Source organism: Paraburkholderia sp. GV068 (assembly GCF_003058125.1).
GTDB classification, from domain to species: domain Bacteria; phylum Pseudomonadota; class Gammaproteobacteria; order Burkholderiales; family Burkholderiaceae; genus Paraburkholderia; species Paraburkholderia graminis.
In genome coordinates, this window is record NZ_QBUB01000023.1 from 1 (window position 1) to 20,006 (window position 20,006).

Here is a 20,006-nt window from a genome sequence, read left to right on the forward strand (position 1 = left end):
TCTCTCAACGCTGGCGGCGGCGATCAGCTCGAATACGATGCGCCCACCAACCGGTACTACAACGCAGCGAGCCGCTGGACGTCTTCTGGCAATGCATCGACCAACGGCGCCTGCTCGGCCGCCTCGCCATGCACGCCGGTGCTGACTATCGTGGACGCAGGCAGCCGCCGTGTCGTTACCCGCCTGAACACGGGCAATAACGCGCACTCAGTTGCGATCGATCCGGCGACCGGTCTCATTTTCGTTCCGTATTCTTCAGCGACATCGCCTGCGGGCTGTCCGGGTTGCGCAGCGAACGGGTTCGTCAATGGCGGGCTGTCGGTATTCGCGGCGCGATGAGACCCGTAACGGCAACAGACCGACGCGGCGGCATGGATGCGCTCGATGGCGACCCGAATCGAAGGCCGGCCAAGGATGACCGCATTTCTGCTCGGACCGGATGGCGGTTCCATTACCGGTCAACAGATCGTCGTGTGCGGCGGAGCGTCGCTGTAAGGCGGTTTGATGCGAGCGTCCCGACCGTTCAGGTGCCTTCTGGCGGAAGGCTCGATCGTCGGGATCGCGGTGGTGCCGGAGAGCGCTGCTGCGATGAGGCCGGCCAATCTGGACTTCGTGCGGCTCTGGGATCCGCTGGCGCAAGCGAGCGGTCTTCGCCTCCAGGCGAACCGTTGCGCGGTCGCGGGCGCCGATTGTGACGCAGCAACTCCGCGCTTTCATAAGCCTTCACTATCGCGTAAGAACCAAGTCGTCTTTGCGCGCGTCCGGTGCCTGATATACCGTTGGTTCCGTGTCCCCGCGGCCATGCGAAGACGAGCGAATGCGTCTCGCGTGAGCCGCACTCCTCCCACCCGGAAGCGACCATCGACCATGTACAAAGCCATCAGAAAGAACCCCTCGGCGCCGCAAGCGCCAGATGACATTCTCAGCGCGTTGCGCGACATTCCCGTATCCGCTCTGAGCGACAACATGCATCGCAATATCGGCAGCGTGGGGCTTCGTCCGTATCAGCGGCCTGGTAGAAAGACCATGGCGGGGACCGCGATAACGGTGCGCTCGCGAGGTGGCGACAACCTGACCTATCTGCGAGCGCTGGAGTTCTGCCGTAAAGGCGACGTCCTCGTCGTGGATGCCGGTGGCGATCTCGACAACGCGGTGGTCGGCGGGATTTTGTCGTTCTATGCGGCGCATGTCGGCATGGCGGGCCTCGTGGTCGATGGCGCGATCCGTGACGTGGCTGAAATTCGCGAGCGCGATTTTCCGGTGTATGCGCGAGGCGTCACACACCGCGGACCATATAAAGATGGGCCCGGAGAGATCAACGTCACGGTGTCGGTCGGCGGGATGGTGGTGAAGCCCGGCGATATTGTCGTCGGCGATCAGGACGGGTTGCTCGCCATTCCACAGGAAGACGCCGGCTATGTCATCGAAAAAGCGCTAGCCGTCTTGCAAGCCGAGGCGGAAACCATGCGGGCGATGAAAGAGGGACGCTGGGACCGCGCATTTATCGACGTGCTCGAAGCGCGTTGCAATAACTGAGTAACCTGAGTCATATGCGAAAAAAAGCCGACACCTGCATTGCAGTGTCGGCTTTGTGCATGGCTGGACAGGTTAGTCGAAGCTCACCAGCACCTTCATCGCCTTCGAGCGGTCGCTCGCGGTCTGGAACGCCTTGACCGATTCCTGATACGGAAAAACGCCTGTAATAAGGGGCTTTACGTCGATCAACCCCTTGTTGATCAGTTCAACGGCGACAGCGAACTCTTCGTGAAAGCGGAATGCACCGCGCAGTTCGAGCTCCTTTGCGACGATCACGTTGAGCGGCAATGAGATGTCGCCACCTAATCCTACTTGCACGATCACGGCGCGCGGCTTGAGCACCTCGAACGAGCCACGCAGCGCCGCTGCATTGCCGCTTGCCTCGAACAGCACGTCGAAAGTGCCTTTGCCGGCGGCGAATGGCTTCAGGGCCTCGGGCGACTCGGCAATATTGAGCGCGAGATCGGCGCCGACTTTTTTTGCACTGTCCAGCGGCAACGCGTTGACGTCGGTCGCGACGATCGTCGCCGCGCCGGCGCGCCGTGAGGCAGCAACGATCAATGCGCCGATCGGCCCGCTGCCAGTCACGAGCACGCGCTTGCCGAGCAGTGGGCCCGCGCGTCGCACTGCATGCAGCGCGACCGAGAGCGGCTCGGCCATCGCGGCTTCGGCATCGCTCAACGAATCGGAGACGGCGTGCGCCTGCGAACGGTCGATCACGATTTCCTGGCGGAACGCGCCTTGCACATGGGGCGTGCGCATTGCGCTGCCGTAGTACCGCATGTCAATGCAGTGATTCTGCAGCCCTTGCTGACAGTACTCGCACATGCCGCAAGGCCGGCTCGGACTGATTGCGATGCGTGTGCCGGCCGGCATGTCGGTCACGCCGGAGCCCGCGCGAAAGACAGCACCCGCGACTTCGTGGCCGAGTACCATCGGCTCCTTGATACGGACCGCACCGAAACCGCCATGATTGAAGTAGTGGAGGTCCGACCCGCAGATACCGCCGGTCCGGACGCGGACCAGCAACTGGTTCGCTTCCGGTTCGGGCGTCGGAACGTCCTCGATGCGCAGATCGAGTGGTGCGTGAATGACGAGTGCGTGCATGATGGAGGCCTATGACAATAAATGCGGAATTTGCACACCATAAGTTAGCGGCAAAACGACGTGCCGGCAAAGAACGATCTCGTCTGGGCCGATAGCCGCTGCTTATGGCTGTGTTTTCACCTTTGGCACGATGTCGTCAGTGAATATTTCCGCTGTGCTGCACACTGTTGCACCGGTCCCGGCATACGCGGTATCGGCGTAATGGGCAAGGGCGCCTGCGGCGCTATTGCATGAGTACGGTGTGCCCGAGCGCGGCAAGTTTCCTGACCGTGTCGGGCAGCGCGAACCTCAGAACTTGTGACGCAGACCGATCGCTGCTTCGAACAGGGAGTTGTAGCCAAAGAACGGTTGATTGGAACCGGACGCCGCGGCAAGCGTGGTCCACGCGCCCGTCAGATGGTTGTAGTCCACACCGACATAGACGTCGGTGCGCTTGCTCAGCAGATAGTCGAGCGTCGGGCCGCCGGTTATGCGCGTGCCGCTTCGTCCCGCGTGATGCACGAAGTCGACGTAAAGCGGCAGATCGAGAACGAAGGCAGGGGTGATGTAGTACTGAAGCGCGGTGGAGAACGAGTCGTTACGATAGTCCGCCGGATAAACGTGACTGTAGATATACGAGCCGAACACCTTCGCCGCACCGAACTTGTAGGTGGCGCCGACAGTGAACATTTTCTGCGAGCTGTCGGGAATCGTTACGCCGAAATACGTGCTGCCATAGGCGGTCGTTGCGGGCGTGAGGCCGCCAATGTTATTCACGACCTGATACGCGGCGCCAACGCTCAGCGGGCCATTGTCATACGAGAGGCTGACGGCCGGCGACGAGTTTTGATGGACGCTGCCTGCCACTCCGCCGAACGTGTAAGCGCCTTTGAACGTGAAGCCGGCGAGCGCGGGCGACGTATAGCGCACCGTGTTGTCGAGGCGTCCTCCGCCCGTCAGCCCCGCACCCTGAAAGCCGATTGTGCCGGTGTAGTTGGCGAACGCGTAGATGTCGTGGGTCCAGCCCATTTCGTGAACCAGCGTGTACTGGCGGCCCATGGTCAGTGTGCCGTAGGGGCTCGTGAGTCCGACTAGGGCGGTGCGTCCGAAAAGGCGCGCCGTGCCTGAAGGAGTGGATTGCTGGGTGACGCCCGTGTTCGGCGTGAAGCCGCCTTCAAGCTGGAAAATGGCCGCGAGGCCGCCGCCCAGATCTTCCGTCCCCTGCATGCCCCAGCGGCTGCCCTGAATCTCGCCGCCGCTGCCCATTGTGAAAAGCTTACCGCCGGATTTGTTCTGGTGGGTGTCGAAGCGCACCGCCTCGTCGATGATGCCGTACAGCGTGACGCTCGATTGAGCGTGTGCCGCGCCTGAAATGACCAGACTCAATCCAGTTAGTATAACTAAGGTATTCTTTTTCACGAGTAGATCCCCTTGCAGATTGACGAAAAAAGAGTGCTCCAAACCGGCTGCGGCATCCTTCCGGTGCTGCATGCCTTTTTATTCGGCGGCTGGCGCTATGTCATTACGCTCTGTCCTGCACCGCCGCCGTCTCTCAAGTCAAAGCGGCAACTGCCGCTGCGATCTTTCGGCACCCGTCGTCGATCACCTCGATGCTGGTCGCTATCGACATGCGGAAGAACGGCGAGACGCCATACGCAGAGCCGGCGATCAGCGCGACGCCCGCCTGTTCGAGCAGGTACAGCACGACGTCGACGTCGCTTTGCAGACGCTTGCCGTGGGGCGTCGTGCGGCCGATCATGCCGCTGCAATTCACATAGAGATAAAAAGCTCCGCCCGGCGTTTTGCAACTGATGCCGGGAATTGCATTGAGCGCTTCCAACGCGTGATCGCGGCGCTCCTTGTAAATGCGCACGGACTGCTGCACGAACGTCTGATCGCCGGTCAATGCGGCGAGCGCCGCAGCCTGGCTGATCGAGCATGCGTTGCTCGTCGATTGCGACTGAAGCGTTTCGAGCGCGCCGATCAAGTCAGCGGGGCCCGCTACATAACCGATGCGCCAGCCGGTCATTGCGTAGGTCTTCGAAACGCCGTTGATGACGAGCGTGCGCGAACTCAGCTCAGGTTCGACAGCGAGCAGATGCTGCGGTGTATCGGCCTCGAAGCGGATGTGCTCGTAGATATCGTCCATCATCACGAGCACGTGCGGGTGACGCAGCAGCACATCCGCGAGCGCGCGCAATTCGGCCGTGGTATAGGTCGCGCCGCTCGGATTGGTCGGCGAGTTGACAATGAGCCAGCGTGTGCGCGGCGTGATCGCTCGTTCGAGAATGGTAGGCGTGAGCTTGAAGCCGTCGGCTTCCGTGCAGGGTACGACGACCGGCACGCCGTCGCAGGCGAGTGCCATGTCCGGATAGGACACCCAGTACGGAGCGGGAATCAGCACTTCGTCGCCCGCTTCGACCGTCACGGCCAGCGCGTTGAAAATCGCGTGCTTTGCGCCGCACGTCACGATAATCTGCTTCGGATCGTACGAAAGGCCGTTCTCGCGCTGCAGCTTCGCCGCAATAGCCGCGCGCAACGCCGGTGTGCCCGCCGTTTGCGTATAGCGTGTTTCGCCGCGGTTCATGGCCTCGATCGCGGCCTCGCGGATATGCGCGGGTGTATCGAAGTCAGGTTCGCCCACCACGAGATTGACGATGGATTTTCCCTGGCGCCGAAGTTCCGCGGCCCGGTCGGCGGCGGCGCTGCTCGGGGAAGGTTTGATTCTCTGAACGCGGGCGGCGATGCGCGATGCACTCACACTTGACTCCTCAGCGGCTTTTGACAGCGTTCACATTAAGCGCGAGAAAAAGTTCAAGCCAAGATGACTTTCCGCTGGCGCAATAACATCCGCTTATGACGCCGCATCGACCCACGAGGCAGTTCCGAACAGCGCGGTCCATGCGGGAATACGCCGATACGCAGGGTTTTCAGCGCGGGGCGCGACGGCGTGCGGGATTTTTGCCGACTGTGCGCGAAGCGGCGCTTGGCCTATCATGATCAACATCCCTAACGTTGAGACGTGACCACCGTGAACCTGCGGCGTTTGAAGTATTTCGTGAAGATCGTCGATATCGGCAGCCTCACTCAGGCTGCGGAAGTGCTTCACATTGCACAGCCGGCGCTGAGTCAGCAACTCATCACACTTGAAGACGAGTTCCAGCAGCAACTGCTTGTGCGCACGAAGCGCGGCGTCACGGCCACCGAGGCGGGCGCGACCCTGTATCGCCACGCGCAGTTGATCCTGCGTCAATACGAGCAGGCTCAGGCCGACGTAAAGAGCGCGGGCCAGACGCTGTCAGGTCAGGTTTCGGTAGGGCTCGCGCCCGGCACGGGCGCGTCGGCGCTTTCGCTACCGCTGTTGCGCACGGTGCGGGCGCGGCATCCGGACATTCTTCTCTACATCAACGAAAACTTCGGCACGACGCTCAGCGAACTGATCATGAACGGGCGCATGGACATGGCCGTGCTGTACGGCGATAAACCCGTGCACGGCCTGTCGTTCCAGCTTTTGATGAATGAGGAGTTGTTCCTCGTCGCGCCGCGCAGCATGGGCATCGTGCAGGATCAGATCGGCGTGACCGAGTTGCGCGACGTGCCTTTGCTATTGCCGCGTCCGTACAACTATCTGCGCAAATACGTCGACGAAGGGTTTGCGCGCGTGCAGATGATCCCGAAGGTGGTGGCGGAAATCGAATCGGCGTCCACGCTCTCGGCGGCGGTGGGCGCGGGCATCGGCGCTACCATCCTGCCGGATTCCACTGCGCGAGTGGTCGCGGCCGCTGGGGATATCGTGCAATGCCGGATTGTGTCGCCCGTGATCAAGATTCCGCTCTCGGTGTGCCTGTCGGACCATTTGCCGCTCTCGGAGCCCGCGGCGGCGGTCAAGGACATTCTGCTGGAACTGGCGGGCGACCTCGCGCTCGACGTGCGATTCGAGCCCAGCGTCGATACATAAGCGTACCTTATCGCTACAAAGCCAAACGGTCTTGGCGCAATTTTTATGCGCCGGATACATTGAGTTCATTGTCGAGCGCGCCAGCAGGTTGAGGGCGCGCATGCAACCGGCCACGGACTCAAAGATGGATCTCCAGAAGATTAAGGCGCTGATCGACCTGTTGGCAGACTCTCCGCTCGCGAGGCTCGAAGTGATCGAGGGCGACGAACGGGTCAAGCTCGTCAAGGCGAAGCGACGCGGCAAGCGAGACGCTGCGCACCCGAGCGCCGCTGACCTTGCCGCGAACCGCACAGCGGTGCCGGCTATGGTGCATGCCGAAGAAGCCGCACATACGAACGCCCAACCGTCCCCCGCACCTTCAATCGCAAAAGAATTGCATTGCGCGCGCGCGCCCATGTTCGGCGTCGTTCACCTGACGCCCGCGCCCGGCGAGCCGCCGTTCGTGCAGCCTGGCGATACGGTCGAGCAGGGCCAGGTGCTCTGCACCATCGAGGCGATGAAGATGTTCAATGCAATCGAATCGGAAGTCAGCGGCACGGTCGTGGAGATCCTCGTCGCGGCGGGAAGCGAGGTCGAATCCGGCCAGCCGCTCTTCCGGATCGGCTAGACGACCATGTTCGACAAGGTACTGATTGCCAACCGCGGCGAGATCGCGCTGCGAATCCAGCGGGCCTGCCGCGAGCTCGGTCTCAAAACGGTCGCGGTTTACTCCGAGGCGGATGCCGATGCGCGCTACGTGCGTCTCGCCGACGAAGCGCTGTGCATCGGCCCCGCATCGCCGGCACAGAGCTATCTGAACCGCGCGGCGATCCTGTTCGCTGCGCACGTGAGCGGCGCGCAGGCGATTCATCCGGGCTATGGCTTTCTGTCGGAAAACGCGGACTTTGCCGCGGAGATCGAGGCGGCCGGTCTGGTTTTCATTGGACCCGACGCGCAAACCATTCGCACGATGGGCGACAAGGTCGCCGCAAAACGCGCGATGCGCGCGGCCCGCGTGCCCTGCGTGCCGGGCCCGGATGGCGGTCTCTCCGACGACCCCACCGAGATCCTGCGGGTAGCCGAAGAGATCGGCTATCCGGTCATCGTCAAGGCGGCGGGCGGTGGTGGCGGGCGTGGCATGCGCGTCGTGCTCGGCGCTGACCAGTTGCTCGATGCAGTCTCGGTGACGCGCGAGGAAGCGCGCCGCGCGTTCGGCAAGCCCGAGCTATATATGGAGAAGTTTCTCGAGCATCCGCGTCACGTCGAGATGCAGGTGCTGTGCGATACGCATGGCAACGCGCTGTGGCTCGGCTCGCGAGACTGTTCGCTGCAACGGCGTCATCAGAAGGTACTGGAGGAAGCGCCCGCGCCAGGCATCGATGCTGGACTGATTCGGCAAGTCGGCGAGCGCTGCGTTCAGGCGTGCAGGCAGACGCGTTATCGCGGCGTGGGTACGTTCGAGTTTCTGTACGAGAACGGCCAGTTCTATTTCATTGAAATGAACACGCGCTTGCAGGTCGAGCATCCCGTGACGGAGATGACGTCGGGCATCGACATCGTGCGCGAACAGATTCGCGTCGCGCAGGGGCATGCACTCAGTATTCGTCAGTCCGACATTCGCACGCTTGGCCATTCGCTCGAATGTCGCATCAACGCGGAAGATCCGTTCACCTTCATGCCTTGTCCCGGCCGCGTGGCCGTGTGGGAACTGCCGGGCGGCAACGGCGTGCGGATCGACTCGCACATGACCGGCAGTGCGCTCGTGCCGCCGTATTACGACTCGCTCATTGCCAAGATCATCACGCACGGTGCCACGCGTGACGAAGCGCTCGCGCGTATGCGGGTCGCGCTGTCGGAAGTGCGCGTCGAAGGCATTCGCACGAACGTGCCCTTGCATCAGGCCGTGCTCGATGACGACGCGTTTCGCGCGGGCGAAGTCGATATACATCATCTCGAACGCTGGCTTGCAAACAGGAAAGAGACATGACGCTGACCGTCGAGCAGGCGTCGATCGCGCACGCGGATGCAGTCAGGCCGCTGCGTCAGGATTCACAAAGGACCGCCGTTGCAATGAAACACGACGAATCGGAGCAGACGCTTCGCGTCAGCATGCTGGGTACGACGGCTATGCTGTTTGAAGCGCCGGGCGCGCTGGATCTGCATGTGCAGCGCCGCATCTGGACGCTCGCGCGCGAGGTTCAGGCGTGGCCAGGCGTGCGCGAAGCCGTGCCTGGTGTGACCAATCTGATGCTGACATTCGCCATACCGCCGGCCGACCCGGCGTCGCTTGGCGACGCCTTGCGCGATGCATGGGCTGCGGCCAGCGAGTTGCAGATCGAAGGAAAGGTGGTGGAGTTGCCGGTGCAATACGGCGGCGAGTTCGGGCCGCATCTGCAAGATGTGGTAAGCCACACCGGGCTTTCCGTCGATGAAGTCGTGCAGTTGCACTGCGCGCCGCTCTATACCGTCTATGCGCTTGGCAGTCACCCGGGCTATTGCTATCTGGGCGGCATGGACCCGCGCATCGCGACGCCGCGGCGCAAGGTGCCGGTGCTCGGATTGCCCGGCGGTGCGGTGTCGATTGGCGGCGTGCAGACGGGCGTGTCCGCATCGACGGGACCTAGCGGCTGGAACACGATTGGCCACACGTCCATGTCGTTTTTTGATCCGGCGCGCGAGAACCCGGCCACGCTTGCGCCGGGCGACATGATCCGCTTTCGTGTCGAGAGGATTGCTTCATGATCGAGATTCTGTCTTCTTCGGCGCTTGCCACTGTGCAGGATCATGGGCGCGAAGGCTATCTGCGTTACGGCGTCGGCACGGCCGGCGCAATGGACCGGCTCGCGCTCGCTGTCGGCAATCTGCTTCTCGGCAATCCCGACGACGCAGCCGGCATCGAAATTCCGATGTTCCCCTTCCGCATCCGCTTTCTCGCCGATATGGCCTTCGCGATCACGGGCGCGGACTGCGCGGCGCGCCTCGGCGAGCGACAGGTGTTGCCGTGGTGGACGATACAGGCCAAACAGGGCGATGTGCTGACGATCGGCGTGCCGACGAGCGGCACGCGCTGCTACCTGACGCTTGCGGGCGGCGTGGAAGTGCCCTTGGTGCTCGGCTCGCGCAGCACCCAGTTGCGTGGCCAGTTCGGCGGCTACAACGGCCGTCAACTGCAAAAGGGCGATGTACTCCAGGCCATTGGTGCAAGCGGACGCGCTGCGTCGTACGGCGCGCCGTATGCAGCCGGTTTCGGCACCGTGCCGCCGGAGCACTCGTTGCCCGCGCCGCAGGCGCTGCCCTCGGCCGATGCGGACCAAACCACGGTGCGCGTGCTGCCCGCAGCGGAATACGAGTACTACCGGCCGGAGTCGCTCGAAGCGTTCTGGAGCGAAGGATGGAAAGTGACGCCGCAAAGCGATCGTTACGGATATCGCCTCGCCGGTCCGACGCTCAACGCGACGCACGCCATCGAGAAGCGTTCCCATGGCATCGTGCCTGGCGTGATCCAGGTGCCGCACAACGGGCAGCCGATCATCCAGCTACGCGATGCACAGCCGTCGGGCGGCTATCCGAAGATCGGCACCGTCATCGAAGCGGATTTGTGGCGGCTCGCGCAGGCGCGTATCGGGACGAAGATCCGCTTTGTTCAGACGACCTATCCGGAAGCCGTCGCGGCGCTGGAAGAACTGGCTGGCTATCTCACCAGGGTACGCAACCTCGTGGAACTGTTCCGCTCTTCCAGACACTGAGCCATGACAGAAAAAGACGAAGTGAATATCGGCGAGCTTCGACAGATCATGTCGTGGCTGGCGACAGCCGGCATCGAGTTCATCGAAATATGCAGACCTGCCGCGACGGTTCGCTTGACGATGGAGCGGGAGCCGCGCATGAAGGGAAGGGCGCGGACGGTTCACGCACTGGACGATGCTGAAGGTACGCGCGAGCGGTCGGCTGCTGTAAGCGAGCAGAGCGTCGGCGTTGCGGCGCACTGCGCCGGCATTTTTCTCACCACGCATCCGGCGCGCTCCACGCCGCTCGTGAGTGCCGGCGCTCACGTCAATGCCGGCGACATTGTCGGCTTGCTGCGGATCGCGCAGTTGTGCGTGCCGGTCCTGGCGCCCGTAGAGGGCGTCGTGATCGACGTGCTTGTCGCGCCTGGCGCAACGGTCGGCTATGGAACGCGCGTGATCGAACTTGCGCCGTCCGCGTGAGCGATTCGTCCGTGCACGTCAGCGCTTGAGAAGGGGGAGTGGAGAGTGGAAATCGATCTGAACGCGGATCTTGGCGAAGGCTTCGGCCCATACCGCATGGGCGAGGACGAGGCGATGCTCGACATCGTATCGTCCGCGAATGTGGCCTGCGGCTATCATGCGGGCGACCCCGTCATCATGGATAAAACGGTGCGCATGGCGCTCGCGCGCGGTATTGAAGTCGGCGCGCACGTTGGCTTTCCGGACCTCCTGGGCTTTGGCCGCAGGCCGATCCAGGCCGATCCCTTGGAACTCGCCAGTTACGTGCTGTATCAGATGGGCGCGCTTGCGGGCATCGCCAAGGCCGCCGGGCATCGGGTCACGCATATGAGCTTTCACGGCGCGCTCGGCAACATGGCTGCAGCTTCGTATGAACTGGCCGAGCCGCTGGTGCGAGCCGTCGCCGAGTTCGACCGTGATCTCATCATCAGCGTGTCGACGAACACGGAGATAGAGCGCGCCGCCGATCGTCTCGGCCTACGCACGGCGAGGGCATTTCTCGCCGACCGCGCCTACGACGATCATGGCGCACTCGTCTCACGCAAGCTCGCCGGCGCGGTGATCAAGGAGCGCGCGGCGGTTCTTGCGCGCGTCAAGGAACTGCTCGAGGAAGGCACCGTGACGACGGTCACCGGCAACAAGCTGAAGATTGCAGTTCAGTCGATTCTGCTGCACGGCGACACGCCGGGCGCGGTCGAGCTGGCGCGCACGGTGCGCGGCGTGATCGAATCGGCGGGCGGACGGGTGGTGCCCGTATCGCGACTGGTCCGCTAGCACCGACATCAACGGGTCATATCAACCATAAGGGTTGCTTATCACTTCAAAGCCAATCCGTCTTTGTTGCTCGCTTTGACGCGGTATAGATTGATGAAAATCGCATTGGCGACGGGCTTATCGCACGCTTCTTCGAGAGGCGACATTCGAAAACTACAGAAGAGGTGATTCATGCCGTTTTCAGACTACAAGACTGCGCTCGTCACGGGCGCTTCCACAGGAATGGGCGCGGCCATTGTCGAGCGCTTTTGTCGTGAAGGACTCGAAGTGCATGCGCTTGCACGCAACGCCGATCGTCTGAATGAACTTGCCGAGCGCACCGGCTGTATTGCGCATGCGGTCGACGTGTGCGATCTGGAGGCCGTGACCAGGCTCACGCAGCAGGTGCCGTTCGATATCGTCGTGAACAATGCGGGCGTCTCGCGCAAGGGTTCGATTCTCGATGCAGGCGTGGAAGACATCGACGTGCAGGTGGAAGTGAATCTGCAAGCCGTGCTGCACCTCGTGCGCCTCACCATGCCCGGAATGGTGGCACGCGACCGCGGCCATATCGTCAATATCAGCTCGATCGCGGCGATCTACAACTTCAACGGCAACTCCATCTATCACGCGACGAAAGCCGGCATACACGCGCTGTCGCGCCAGTTGCGCGTGGACGCGACGGGCAGGCGCGTACGTGTGACGGAGATTTGTCCTGGCCGCGTGGCGACCGATATTTTCGGTCACGTGCATGGCGATATCGAAGAAGCGCGTAAGAAGTTCATTGACGGCTTCGAGTTGCCGCAGCCGTCCGACATTGCGGATGCGATTGCCTTTGCGATCTCAGCGCCGCTCGCCGTCAACATCAGCAACATGGAAATTCTGCCTACGCTGCAGGTGCCGGGCGGGCTTACCACGATCAAGCGCGAGCCGTCCGGTCACGAAGAATAACCGCGCCGTTCGCAAGAACGTTACCTGAGTCCATTAAGGAGGTCTTTCATGCGAGCATCGGTACTCGTTACCCGTGCATCATTTCCGGACATCATCGAGCGCCTGGCTGCGGACTTCGACGTGACCGACAATCCGGACGATGCCATCTGGACGCAAGCGGAGTTGATCGAGCGGTTGCAAGGCAAGGTCGGCGCGATGACGGCCGGCAGCGACCGGATCGATGCGACCTTGCTCGACGCGTGTCCGCAACTGAAGGCGGTGTGCAACATCGGCGTGGGCTACAACAACGTCGACGTGGACGCGTGTACAGCGCGCAGCGTGCTGGTCACGAATACGCCGGACGTGCTGACCCATACCACCGCCGACTTCGGCTTCGCGCTGATGATGGCCGCCGCGCGACGCATCGCGGAGTCGGAACACTTTCTGCGCGCGGGCGAATGGAGGGTGACGGGCCGCTATGACATGTTTGTCGGCGGCGACGTGCATGGCTCGACGCTCGGCATTCTCGGCATGGGGCGCATCGGCCAGGCGATTGCGCGGCGCGGTGCATTCGGCTTCGGCATGCGCGTCATTTATCACAACCGTTCTCAACTGGCACCGGATGTGGAAGAAGGTTGTCGTGCACGTTATGTCGACAAGGAGACGCTGCTGCGCGAGGCCGATCATCTGATCGTGGTGGTGCCGTATTCGGCCAGTTCGCATCACGCAATCGGCGCGGCGGAACTCAAGCAGATGAAGTCGTCAGCCACGCTCACGAATATCGCGCGGGGCGGCGTGGTGGACGATGCGGCGCTCGCGGTCGCGCTTGGGGAGGGCGGCATCGCGGCTGCGGGTCTGGACGTATTCGAAGGCGAGCCGCTCGTGTGTCCCGCGTTGCTCGCGCAAAAGAACGTGGTACTGACGCCGCATATCGGCAGTGCGTCGGTCAATACGCGACGCGCCATGGCTTCACTCTGCGCGGACAACCTGATTGCCGCGCTTGGCCGGGGCGCCTTGGCCGGCAAGCCGCCCACGCCAGTCAATCCGCAAGTGCTCACGCGTTCGGCGGTCATTGTTTGATCTGGACCGGCGCAGCGCATTGCGCCGGATCTACTGGTGGACAGCGCGCCCGTTCTGACGGGCGCGGCAACCGACGAGGCGCCCGCAGAGGCCCCACGTACTGGAGACATACATCATGCAGCACGGTGCCTCGCGCGCTGTCGAAAGCGCTTCGCCACGTCCTCGCGATTCGTCATTCCCGAAACTTATTGCACCAGAAGAAAGGCCTCTGCCAGGGCTTTTTTTTGCGGGCTAGTATGGATTCAACAAGGAAGTCATGACGGCTTCCGGGTAGAAACGATACAACGGTGCGGTGTTCATATCGGGGATCATCGCCCGATCCGAATCAATGGGACATGCAACATGAAAGTTCATTTTGACATCGCGACGGTGCTGCGAGGCGACTATGGCGCGCTGTTCCTTCATGGCATCGAACTGACGCTCGCCATGGCCGCGTTGGCATGGATGCTCTCGTTGATCGTGGGCGTGCTGCTCTCGGTGATCCGCCTCACCAACAACCGCTTCGCAACCTCGTTCGTCGCGTCATTCGTTGCCTACCATCGCAATGTGCCGATGCTGGTGCAGATCCTGTTCTGGTACTTCGGCATCTCGAACATCTTGCCGGCTTCATTGCAAGCGCTGCTGAACCACTACAACGGCCAGTTCATTTTCGCAGTGATTGCAATTGGCCTGTGCAGCGGAGCGTATCTCTCCGAAGACATTCGCAGCGGGCTGCGCGCAATTCCGTATGGCCAATATGAAGCGTCGCGTGCGCTCGGCCTGAACTTTCTGACCGGCATGCGCCACGTCGTGCTGCCGCAGGCGCTGCGCAATGCGATTCCGCCGATGGTCAATCACGCGGTGCTGCTCTTCAAGAACACGAGTCTTGCAATGGCTATCGGCGCGGCGGAGCTGACGTACGTGACCCGGCAAATCGAGAACGAAACGTTCCTGTCATTCGAGTCGTATTTTGTCGCCACGGCGGTGTATCTCGGTCTCTCGCTTGTCATCATGCTGTGCGGCGCCAAGGTCGCCATGCATTACCGCATTCCCGGAGCGAAGTGACATGTTCGACATTCTGCGCGATAACTGGACACTGCTGCTCATCGGGCAATATCCGCATGGGCCGCTCGGCGGCATCGTGCTCACGATATTGCTGTCGCTGTCGGCACTCGTCATTGCATTTCCGCTGGGCATACTGGTTGCGCTCGCACGCATCAGTCCCTTGCGGCTTCTCAACGCACCCGCAACGGCGCTGGTCTACATGGTGCGCGGCATTCCGCTGCTGATGGTGATCTTCTGGGTGTACTTCCTCGTGCCTGCGCTGACTGGCTATCCGGTGACGGGATTCGTCACGATGCTGTGCGCACTCGTTATTTACGATTCGGCTTATCTTGGCGAGATCATTCGCGCGGGCATAGAGGGACTGCCGAGAGGACAAACCGAGGCGTCGCGTGCGCTCGGCATGAGTTATATGAAAACGATGCGCGCGGTCGTGCTGCCGCAGGCACTTTACAACGTGGTGCCGAGCATGGTCACGCAGTTCGTGTCGACGATCAAGGAAACATCGCTTGGCTACATCATCAACGTTCAGGAAATCTCTTTCGCAGCCGACCAGATCAACAACCGGCTTTTGACGAAGCCGTTCCCCGTCTATCTGATTTTAGCGCTCAGCTATTTCGTACTGTGTTACGCACTCACCCAGCTCGCGCAGTATCTGGAACGGCGCGTCACGCGCAAGCGGGCAGGGGTCGTCGCGAAGGCCCAGCAAGGCGGCGAGCTGGCACCGGCCGAGCCGCTGGCCACCGAGAACTAGGCGTTCATTTATTTCGAGGTATTGCGCATGATCAGGTTTTCCAGCGTTAACAAATGGTATGGCGAATACCAGGCACTCGTGGACGTGAACGCCGAAGTTCGCAAGGGCGAGGTCGTGGTGGTCTGCGGTCCTTCCGGCTCGGGCAAGTCGACGTTGATCCGCACGGTCAATCGTCTTGAAGAGATCAACCGAGGACAGATCTTTTTCGACGGCCAGGATATACACGACAAAAAGCTCGGGCTGAATGCTTACCGTAGCCGTGTCGGCTTCGTGTTCCAGCAATTCAACCTGTTTCCGCACTTATCGGTGCTCGATAACATCACGCTTTCGCCGATGCGCGTGCATGGACTGAAGCGTGCCGAGGCCGAACGCAGGGCTCAGGATCTGCTGTCGCGCGTCGGTCTCTCGAACAAGGCGCGTTCCTATCCGGCGCAGTTATCGGGCGGACAGCAACAACGCGTCGCGATTGCACGCGCGCTCGCCATGGACCCGCCCGCGATGCTGTTCGATGAACCTACGAGCGCGCTCGATCCGGAGATGGTCGGCGAAGTGTTGAACGTGATGAAGAGCCTCGCGCAGGAGGGCATGACGATGATGTGCGTTACGCACGAAATGGGCTTTGCACGAGAGGTGGCGGACCGCGTCTGGTTCATGGACGCAGGGAAGATCCTGGAAATCGCCGAGCCGGAAGAATTTTTCCAGCGCCCGAGGCATGCGCGCGCGCAGCGCTTCCTTTCCGATCTGCATACGCACTGATTCGATTCAGCAGCGGCTTTCAACAGCGTCAATTGCTTTAAACATAACCCTTAGAGGAGCACCACCATGCAGGTAAGAAAATTTTGTGCGGGGATCCTGGCCGCTGGCGCCGCTCTTCAGTTCATGAGCCCGGCTTTCGCGGATCAGCTTGCGGATATCAAGAGCCGCGGCGAAGTAACGTGCGGCGTCTATTCGAACGTCGAACCGTTTTCCTATCCGAATGCGCAGACGCGCCAACTCGAAGGTATGGACGTGGACCTGTGCAACGCCGTGGCGAAACAGTTGGGCGTGAAGGCAAAGCTCGAACCGTTGGCAGTCGAGGCACGCATTCCGCAACTGAAGCTCGGACGTGTCGATCTGGTCGTCGCCAATCTCGCGTACACGAAAACACGCGCCACGCAGATTGCATTCAGCGACTCGTATTACTCGACCAAGGAAGTGCTGGTCGTCAAGAAAGCGGATGCCAGCAAGAAGCTCACGGACTTCGCCGGCCAGAAGATCAGCGCCGCCGACGGCTCGACGTCCGCGCAGTCGATTCCTCTTTCCATCAAGGACGGTCAGGCGGTTACGTTCCATGACACCAGCTCGGCGTTCCTCGCGCTGGAGCAGGACAAGGTAAAGGGCTTTGTCACCAACCAGATGACCGCCACAAAAATCGCAAAGCAGGTTCAAGGAACGGACGGCGCGGTGGCCATTGCCGCGGAGCCCATGCTGATCGAACCGATTGCAGTCGGCTTGCGTCAGAATGAACCGGCTATGCTGGCGGCGGTCAATAAGGCATTGGCGTCCATGGAGCAGAGCGGCGAAATGAGCGCCATCTTCAACAAGTGGCTTGGACCGAAGACGCCGTATGGGCTGACGCGTACCGACAAGGTCACGCCGATCAACCAGCTGAAGTTCACGCCGGTGTCCTGAAGCTTTGCATTCAGTGGATCAGAAAGGGGATGAAGTTGAACAATAGCCTGAAGCTGTTCGATCTGACGGGGCGCCGCGCGCTCATCACCGGATCGAGCACCGGTATCGGTTTTGCGCTCGCGAAGGGCCTTGCGGGCGCCGGTGCGGAAGTCGTGCTGAATGGCCGTAGCGAGGCGCGCCTCGCCGAAGCGGTGAATCGTCTGCGCGAAGAGGACGCGAGCGCGCATGCCGTGAGTTTCGACGTGACTTCGCCAGAAGCGGTGCACGCGGCCATTTCTCAAATCGAGCGCGACATCGGCCCGATCGACATCCTTGTGAATAACGCCGGAATGCAGCGCCGCGCGCCACTCGACCAGTTTTCGCATGCCGAGTGGGAAGAACTCATGAAGACCAATGTGGACAGTGTGTTCCTGGTGGGTCAGGCCGTGGCGCGGCATATGCTCGCTCGCAAGCGCGGCAAGATCGTCAACATCTGCTCGGTGCAAAGCGAGCTGGGCCGACCGAACATTGCCGCCTATACGGCGAGCAAAGGCGCGGTGAAGATGCTGACAAAGGGCATGGCGATCGATTGGGGGCAATACGGCATTCAGGTGAATGGTCTTGGCCCGGGCTACTTCAAGACCGAACTGACGGAGGCGCTCGTCAAGGACGAAACGTTTAGTGCATGGCTCACCGGACGGACGCCGTCGCGACGCTGGGGCGACGTGGAAGATCTCGTCGGCGCGGTGGTGTTTCTGTCGAGCGATGCGTCGAATTTCGTGAACGGCCACATTCTTTATGTGGACGGCGGTGTGACTGCCACGCTGTAATGGCTTAAGTTACCGACAACCGCGGACCGATTCGAACGGCGAACGAAGCGACATTCGGCGCCATTGCCGTTCCGGAGCCAAGGGCAGCAGGGCGCTGCAACTTCATAAAATCGCAACACTCTGCCTGTGATCTTGAAGTCGCTTCTCGACGAGCACACTGCATCGTGACGACATTCCGGATGGAGTGTAGTGTTTCGGTCTCCCGTTGCAGACATTGCTGGGGACTATCAGATGAATGTTGTCCGCGACCTGAAGTCGGTGTGCCGCAACTGTCATGCGATGCGTCACCGGCAGCATCCGTCACTATCGATTGAAAAATTACGCGCAATGGTGCGTAGCTGAATCGCGGCATACGAACCCGATCTCCACTTTACGCTTGGAAGCCGCAATAAACGTCGCGTGGATCGATTGCCGGGTGTGCGTCGAACTCAGCTAATCGTCCTGTCCGGCAGTTGCCATTCGCGAGCGCAAGAGAGACAGGGTGGTCGACGACAGGCGTTTCTCAGCGTGTTACTAAGATAGCCTTTCTTTTCGTAATGGCCGCATTTCCGGTCTAAAGTTGCCGTCCTGAAATGCGCCTGGAAACCTTAGGCGCAAGAGTCTTTGCATTCACCCCGCTCGCATATTCCGGAGACATCGAAACACATCGTGCGCGTCCATTACTTGATGTACCAACCCCACGGCTCCTCGCTGACCAACTTGGTAATCTGCTTGGTCTCGAGGTAATTGTCGAGTCCCCACCGACCCAGTTCGCGACCAATACCGGATTGCTTGTAGCCACCCCACGGTGCTTCGGTGAAAGTCGGTTGCGAGCAGTTAATCCAAACAATGCCGGCGCGCAAAGCGGCCGCAACACGTTCAGCTCGCGCATCGTCCTTCGACATCACGGCAGCAGCCAGACCGAATCGCGAATCGTTAGCGAGTTGGACCGCCTCGTGTTCCGTCTCGAAGGGGCGAACGCATACGACCGGGCCAAAGATTTCCTCGACCCACGCATCGCTGTCAAGCGGCACATCGGTCAGAATCGTCGGACGCAGGTAGTAGCCCTTGTCAAAGCCTTCAGGTCGAGTTCCACCAGCAGCTACGGTTGCGCCCGCGTCCCTAGCAGCTTCAATAGCGGCAGCGACTTGTCGGTACTGGCGTCTCGAGACCAAGGGCCCAAGAAGGACGCCGTCATCCAGGCCGTTGCCGACTGTAATGCGATTGGTCTCCTCGACCAGCCGCTCCAGAAGCTTGTCGTATATGCCCTTCTGCACAAGGACGCGCGAGGTTGCCGAGCAGACCTGGCCTTGGTTCCAGAAGATACCGAACATGATCCATTCGACCGCTTGCTCGATGTCGGCGTCATCAAAAACAACGAAGGGAGATTTTCCACCCAACTCAAGGCTGATGCGCTTAATGTCCCGGGCTGCGGTGGCCATAATCTGTGAACCGATTGGACCGGAGCCGGTGAAGGCGAGCTTATCCACGCCCTTGTGTTCTGTGATTGCTTGACCGGTTACCGAGCCAGAGCCCGTCAGAATGTTGAGCACGCCCGCAGGCAACTCCGCTTCGTGCGCTATCGCGCCCAACTCCAGTGCCGTCAGGGACGTAAGTTCGGCAGGCTTGAGAACCACAGTACAGCCGGCCGCAAGAGCCGGCGCGACCTTCCACGCAGCCATAAGGAGCGGGTAGTTCCACGGGATAATTGCGCCCGCCACACCGATGGGTTCTTTCACCGCCTTCGAGGTAAACCGCCCGTCGGAAAGCTCAATCTTTTCCTCGGGATTGTTGTCGAGTTGCTCGGCAAGACCGGCGTAATATTCGAAGCACCCGGCAGCATCGCCGATATCCCACATCGCTTCTGGAAACGGCTTGCCGTTATCAATCGTCTCGAGTCGGGCGATTTCTTCATGCCGGCTACGGATACCATTTGCAATGGCGCGCAGGTACTTTGCGCGTTGCGCGCCGCTGAGCTTCGGCCAACCATCATGGTCGAATGCACGACGAGCTGCTTTGACTGCGATGTCGACGTCTTCGGCAGATGCCGCACTGATTGTCTGAATGACCTCTTCTGTCGCTGGGTTGATTACGTCACAGGTAGCGCCTTTAATAGACTTCACCCACTTGCCGTCGATGTAGAGTTCGTTTCGCATCTTGATTACCTTGTCGTGCATTGCATG

General features: G+C 61.1%; 19 protein-coding genes and 1 pseudogene. 16 read left to right on the forward strand and 4 right to left on the reverse strand.

Features of this window, described 5'->3' with window-relative positions; genetic code table 11:
• Together C8K18_RS30210 and C8K18_RS30220 are read left to right on the forward strand one after the other, a co-directional pair.
• Positions 1 to 339, forward strand: a pseudogene (locus C8K18_RS30210) (hypothetical protein); the annotation flags it as partial.
• A gap of 528 nt (positions 340 to 867) precedes the next feature.
• Positions 868 to 1,536, forward strand: a complete 669-nt coding sequence (locus C8K18_RS30220; protein WP_107710774.1) for an RraA family protein — start codon at positions 868 to 870, stop codon at positions 1,534 to 1,536.
• Positions 1,537 to 1,608: 72 nt separating this feature from the next.
• Here C8K18_RS30220 and C8K18_RS30225 read toward each other — a convergent pair whose 3' ends face one another.
• The 3 genes from C8K18_RS30225 to C8K18_RS30235 form a co-directional block, all read right to left on the reverse strand.
• Positions 1,609 to 2,643, reverse strand: a complete 1,035-nt coding sequence (locus C8K18_RS30225) for an L-idonate 5-dehydrogenase (RefSeq protein WP_165919882.1) — start codon at positions 2,641 to 2,643, stop codon at positions 1,609 to 1,611.
• 288 nt (positions 2,644 to 2,931) lie between these two features.
• A complete protein-coding gene (locus tag C8K18_RS30230; protein ID WP_258196221.1) occupies positions 2,932 to 4,041 on the reverse strand; it encodes a porin in 1,110 nt (369 codons plus the stop codon).
• 133 nt (positions 4,042 to 4,174) lie between these two features.
• Positions 4,175 to 5,383: an aspartate transaminase gene (locus C8K18_RS30235; RefSeq protein WP_107710776.1), complete on the reverse strand. Its 1,209-nt coding sequence runs from the start codon at positions 5,381 to 5,383 to the stop codon at positions 4,175 to 4,177.
• 270 nt (positions 5,384 to 5,653) lie between these two features.
• On the opposite strand from C8K18_RS30235, the gene nac reads away from it, so the two are divergent.
• From nac to C8K18_RS30305, 14 genes are all read left to right on the forward strand, one after another.
• Positions 5,654 to 6,580, forward strand: coding sequence for a nitrogen assimilation transcriptional regulator NAC (nac, locus tag C8K18_RS30240; protein WP_107710822.1), 927 nt, complete (start codon positions 5,654 to 5,656; stop codon positions 6,578 to 6,580).
• A 124-nt stretch (positions 6,581 to 6,704) separates the two neighbouring features.
• Positions 6,705 to 7,187: an acetyl-CoA carboxylase biotin carboxyl carrier protein gene (accB, locus tag C8K18_RS30245; RefSeq protein WP_107710823.1), complete on the forward strand. Its 483-nt coding sequence runs from the start codon at positions 6,705 to 6,707 to the stop codon at positions 7,185 to 7,187.
• Positions 7,188 to 7,193: 6 nt separating this feature from the next.
• Complete coding sequence (accC, locus tag C8K18_RS30250) at positions 7,194 to 8,546, forward strand: acetyl-CoA carboxylase biotin carboxylase subunit (RefSeq protein WP_107710777.1); 1,353 nt, start codon at positions 7,194 to 7,196, stop codon at positions 8,544 to 8,546.
• An 83-nt stretch (positions 8,547 to 8,629) separates the two neighbouring features.
• Entirely contained in the window at positions 8,630 to 9,301 is a 672-nt protein-coding gene (pxpB, locus tag C8K18_RS30255; RefSeq protein ID WP_258196235.1) for a 5-oxoprolinase subunit PxpB, read from the forward strand.
• A complete protein-coding gene (locus tag C8K18_RS30260) occupies positions 9,298 to 10,305 on the forward strand; it encodes a biotin-dependent carboxyltransferase family protein (protein ID WP_107710779.1) in 1,008 nt (335 codons plus the stop codon). The genes pxpB and C8K18_RS30260 overlap by 4 nt, the downstream gene beginning before the upstream one ends.
• 3 nt (positions 10,306 to 10,308) lie before the next feature.
• Positions 10,309 to 10,767 (forward strand): acetyl-CoA carboxylase biotin carboxyl carrier protein subunit, encoded by a 459-nt coding sequence (locus C8K18_RS30265; RefSeq protein ID WP_107710780.1) that lies wholly within the window; start codon positions 10,309 to 10,311, stop codon positions 10,765 to 10,767.
• Between the two features lie 45 nt (positions 10,768 to 10,812).
• Positions 10,813 to 11,580: a LamB/YcsF family protein gene (locus C8K18_RS30270; RefSeq protein WP_107710781.1), complete on the forward strand. Its 768-nt coding sequence runs from the start codon at positions 10,813 to 10,815 to the stop codon at positions 11,578 to 11,580.
• 171 nt (positions 11,581 to 11,751) lie between these two features.
• The gene (locus tag C8K18_RS30275) at positions 11,752 to 12,510 is read left to right on the forward strand and encodes an SDR family oxidoreductase (protein ID WP_107710782.1); all 759 of its coding nucleotides are present in this window, start codon (positions 11,752 to 11,754) and stop codon (positions 12,508 to 12,510) included.
• A gap of 48 nt (positions 12,511 to 12,558) precedes the next feature.
• Positions 12,559 to 13,569: a D-glycerate dehydrogenase gene (locus C8K18_RS30280; RefSeq protein WP_107710783.1), complete on the forward strand. Its 1,011-nt coding sequence runs from the start codon at positions 12,559 to 12,561 to the stop codon at positions 13,567 to 13,569.
• Between the two features lie 342 nt (positions 13,570 to 13,911).
• Complete coding sequence (locus C8K18_RS30285) at positions 13,912 to 14,613, forward strand: amino acid ABC transporter permease (protein ID WP_107710784.1); 702 nt, start codon at positions 13,912 to 13,914, stop codon at positions 14,611 to 14,613.
• A 1-nt stretch (position 14,614) separates the two neighbouring features.
• Positions 14,615 to 15,364: an amino acid ABC transporter permease gene (locus tag C8K18_RS30290; protein WP_107710785.1), complete on the forward strand. Its 750-nt coding sequence runs from the start codon at positions 14,615 to 14,617 to the stop codon at positions 15,362 to 15,364.
• A 27-nt stretch (positions 15,365 to 15,391) separates the two neighbouring features.
• Positions 15,392 to 16,120 (forward strand): amino acid ABC transporter ATP-binding protein, encoded by a 729-nt coding sequence (locus tag C8K18_RS30295; RefSeq protein ID WP_107710786.1) that lies wholly within the window; start codon positions 15,392 to 15,394, stop codon positions 16,118 to 16,120.
• 123 nt (positions 16,121 to 16,243) lie between these two features.
• The gene (locus C8K18_RS30300; protein ID WP_258196222.1) at positions 16,244 to 17,035 is read left to right on the forward strand and encodes a transporter substrate-binding domain-containing protein; all 792 of its coding nucleotides are present in this window, start codon (positions 16,244 to 16,246) and stop codon (positions 17,033 to 17,035) included.
• A 29-nt stretch (positions 17,036 to 17,064) separates the two neighbouring features.
• Complete coding sequence (locus C8K18_RS30305; protein WP_107710788.1) at positions 17,065 to 17,844, forward strand: glucose 1-dehydrogenase; 780 nt, start codon at positions 17,065 to 17,067, stop codon at positions 17,842 to 17,844.
• Positions 17,845 to 18,503: 659 nt separating this feature from the next.
• Here the strand turns inward: C8K18_RS30305 and C8K18_RS30310 are convergent.
• The gene (locus tag C8K18_RS30310; RefSeq protein WP_375135827.1) at positions 18,504 to 19,985 is read right to left on the reverse strand and encodes an aldehyde dehydrogenase family protein; all 1,482 of its coding nucleotides are present in this window, start codon (positions 19,983 to 19,985) and stop codon (positions 18,504 to 18,506) included.
• Positions 19,986 to 20,006: the final 21 nt, after the last annotated feature.

Coding starts and splice junctions, on each gene's coding strand:
- C8K18_RS30220 (WP_107710774.1), top strand. CDS start 868: ATGTACAAAGCCATCAGAAAGAACCCCTCGGCGCCGCAAGCGCCAGAT.
- C8K18_RS30225 (WP_165919882.1), bottom strand. CDS start 2,643: ATGCACGCACTCGTCATTCACGCACCACTCGATCTGCGCATCGAGGAC.
- accB (WP_107710823.1), top strand. CDS start 6,705: ATGGATCTCCAGAAGATTAAGGCGCTGATCGACCTGTTGGCAGACTCT.
- accC (WP_107710777.1), top strand. CDS start 7,194: ATGTTCGACAAGGTACTGATTGCCAACCGCGGCGAGATCGCGCTGCGA.
- pxpB (WP_258196235.1), top strand. CDS start 8,630: ATGAAACACGACGAATCGGAGCAGACGCTTCGCGTCAGCATGCTGGGT.
- C8K18_RS30260 (WP_107710779.1), top strand. CDS start 9,298: ATGATCGAGATTCTGTCTTCTTCGGCGCTTGCCACTGTGCAGGATCAT.
- C8K18_RS30265 (WP_107710780.1), top strand. CDS start 10,309: ATGACAGAAAAAGACGAAGTGAATATCGGCGAGCTTCGACAGATCATG.
- C8K18_RS30275 (WP_107710782.1), top strand. CDS start 11,752: ATGCCGTTTTCAGACTACAAGACTGCGCTCGTCACGGGCGCTTCCACA.
- C8K18_RS30280 (WP_107710783.1), top strand. CDS start 12,559: ATGCGAGCATCGGTACTCGTTACCCGTGCATCATTTCCGGACATCATC.
- C8K18_RS30285 (WP_107710784.1), top strand. CDS start 13,912: ATGAAAGTTCATTTTGACATCGCGACGGTGCTGCGAGGCGACTATGGC.
- C8K18_RS30290 (WP_107710785.1), top strand. CDS start 14,615: ATGTTCGACATTCTGCGCGATAACTGGACACTGCTGCTCATCGGGCAA.
- C8K18_RS30295 (WP_107710786.1), top strand. CDS start 15,392: ATGATCAGGTTTTCCAGCGTTAACAAATGGTATGGCGAATACCAGGCA.
- C8K18_RS30300 (WP_258196222.1), top strand. CDS start 16,244: ATGAGCCCGGCTTTCGCGGATCAGCTTGCGGATATCAAGAGCCGCGGC.
- C8K18_RS30305 (WP_107710788.1), top strand. CDS start 17,065: ATGAAGTTGAACAATAGCCTGAAGCTGTTCGATCTGACGGGGCGCCGC.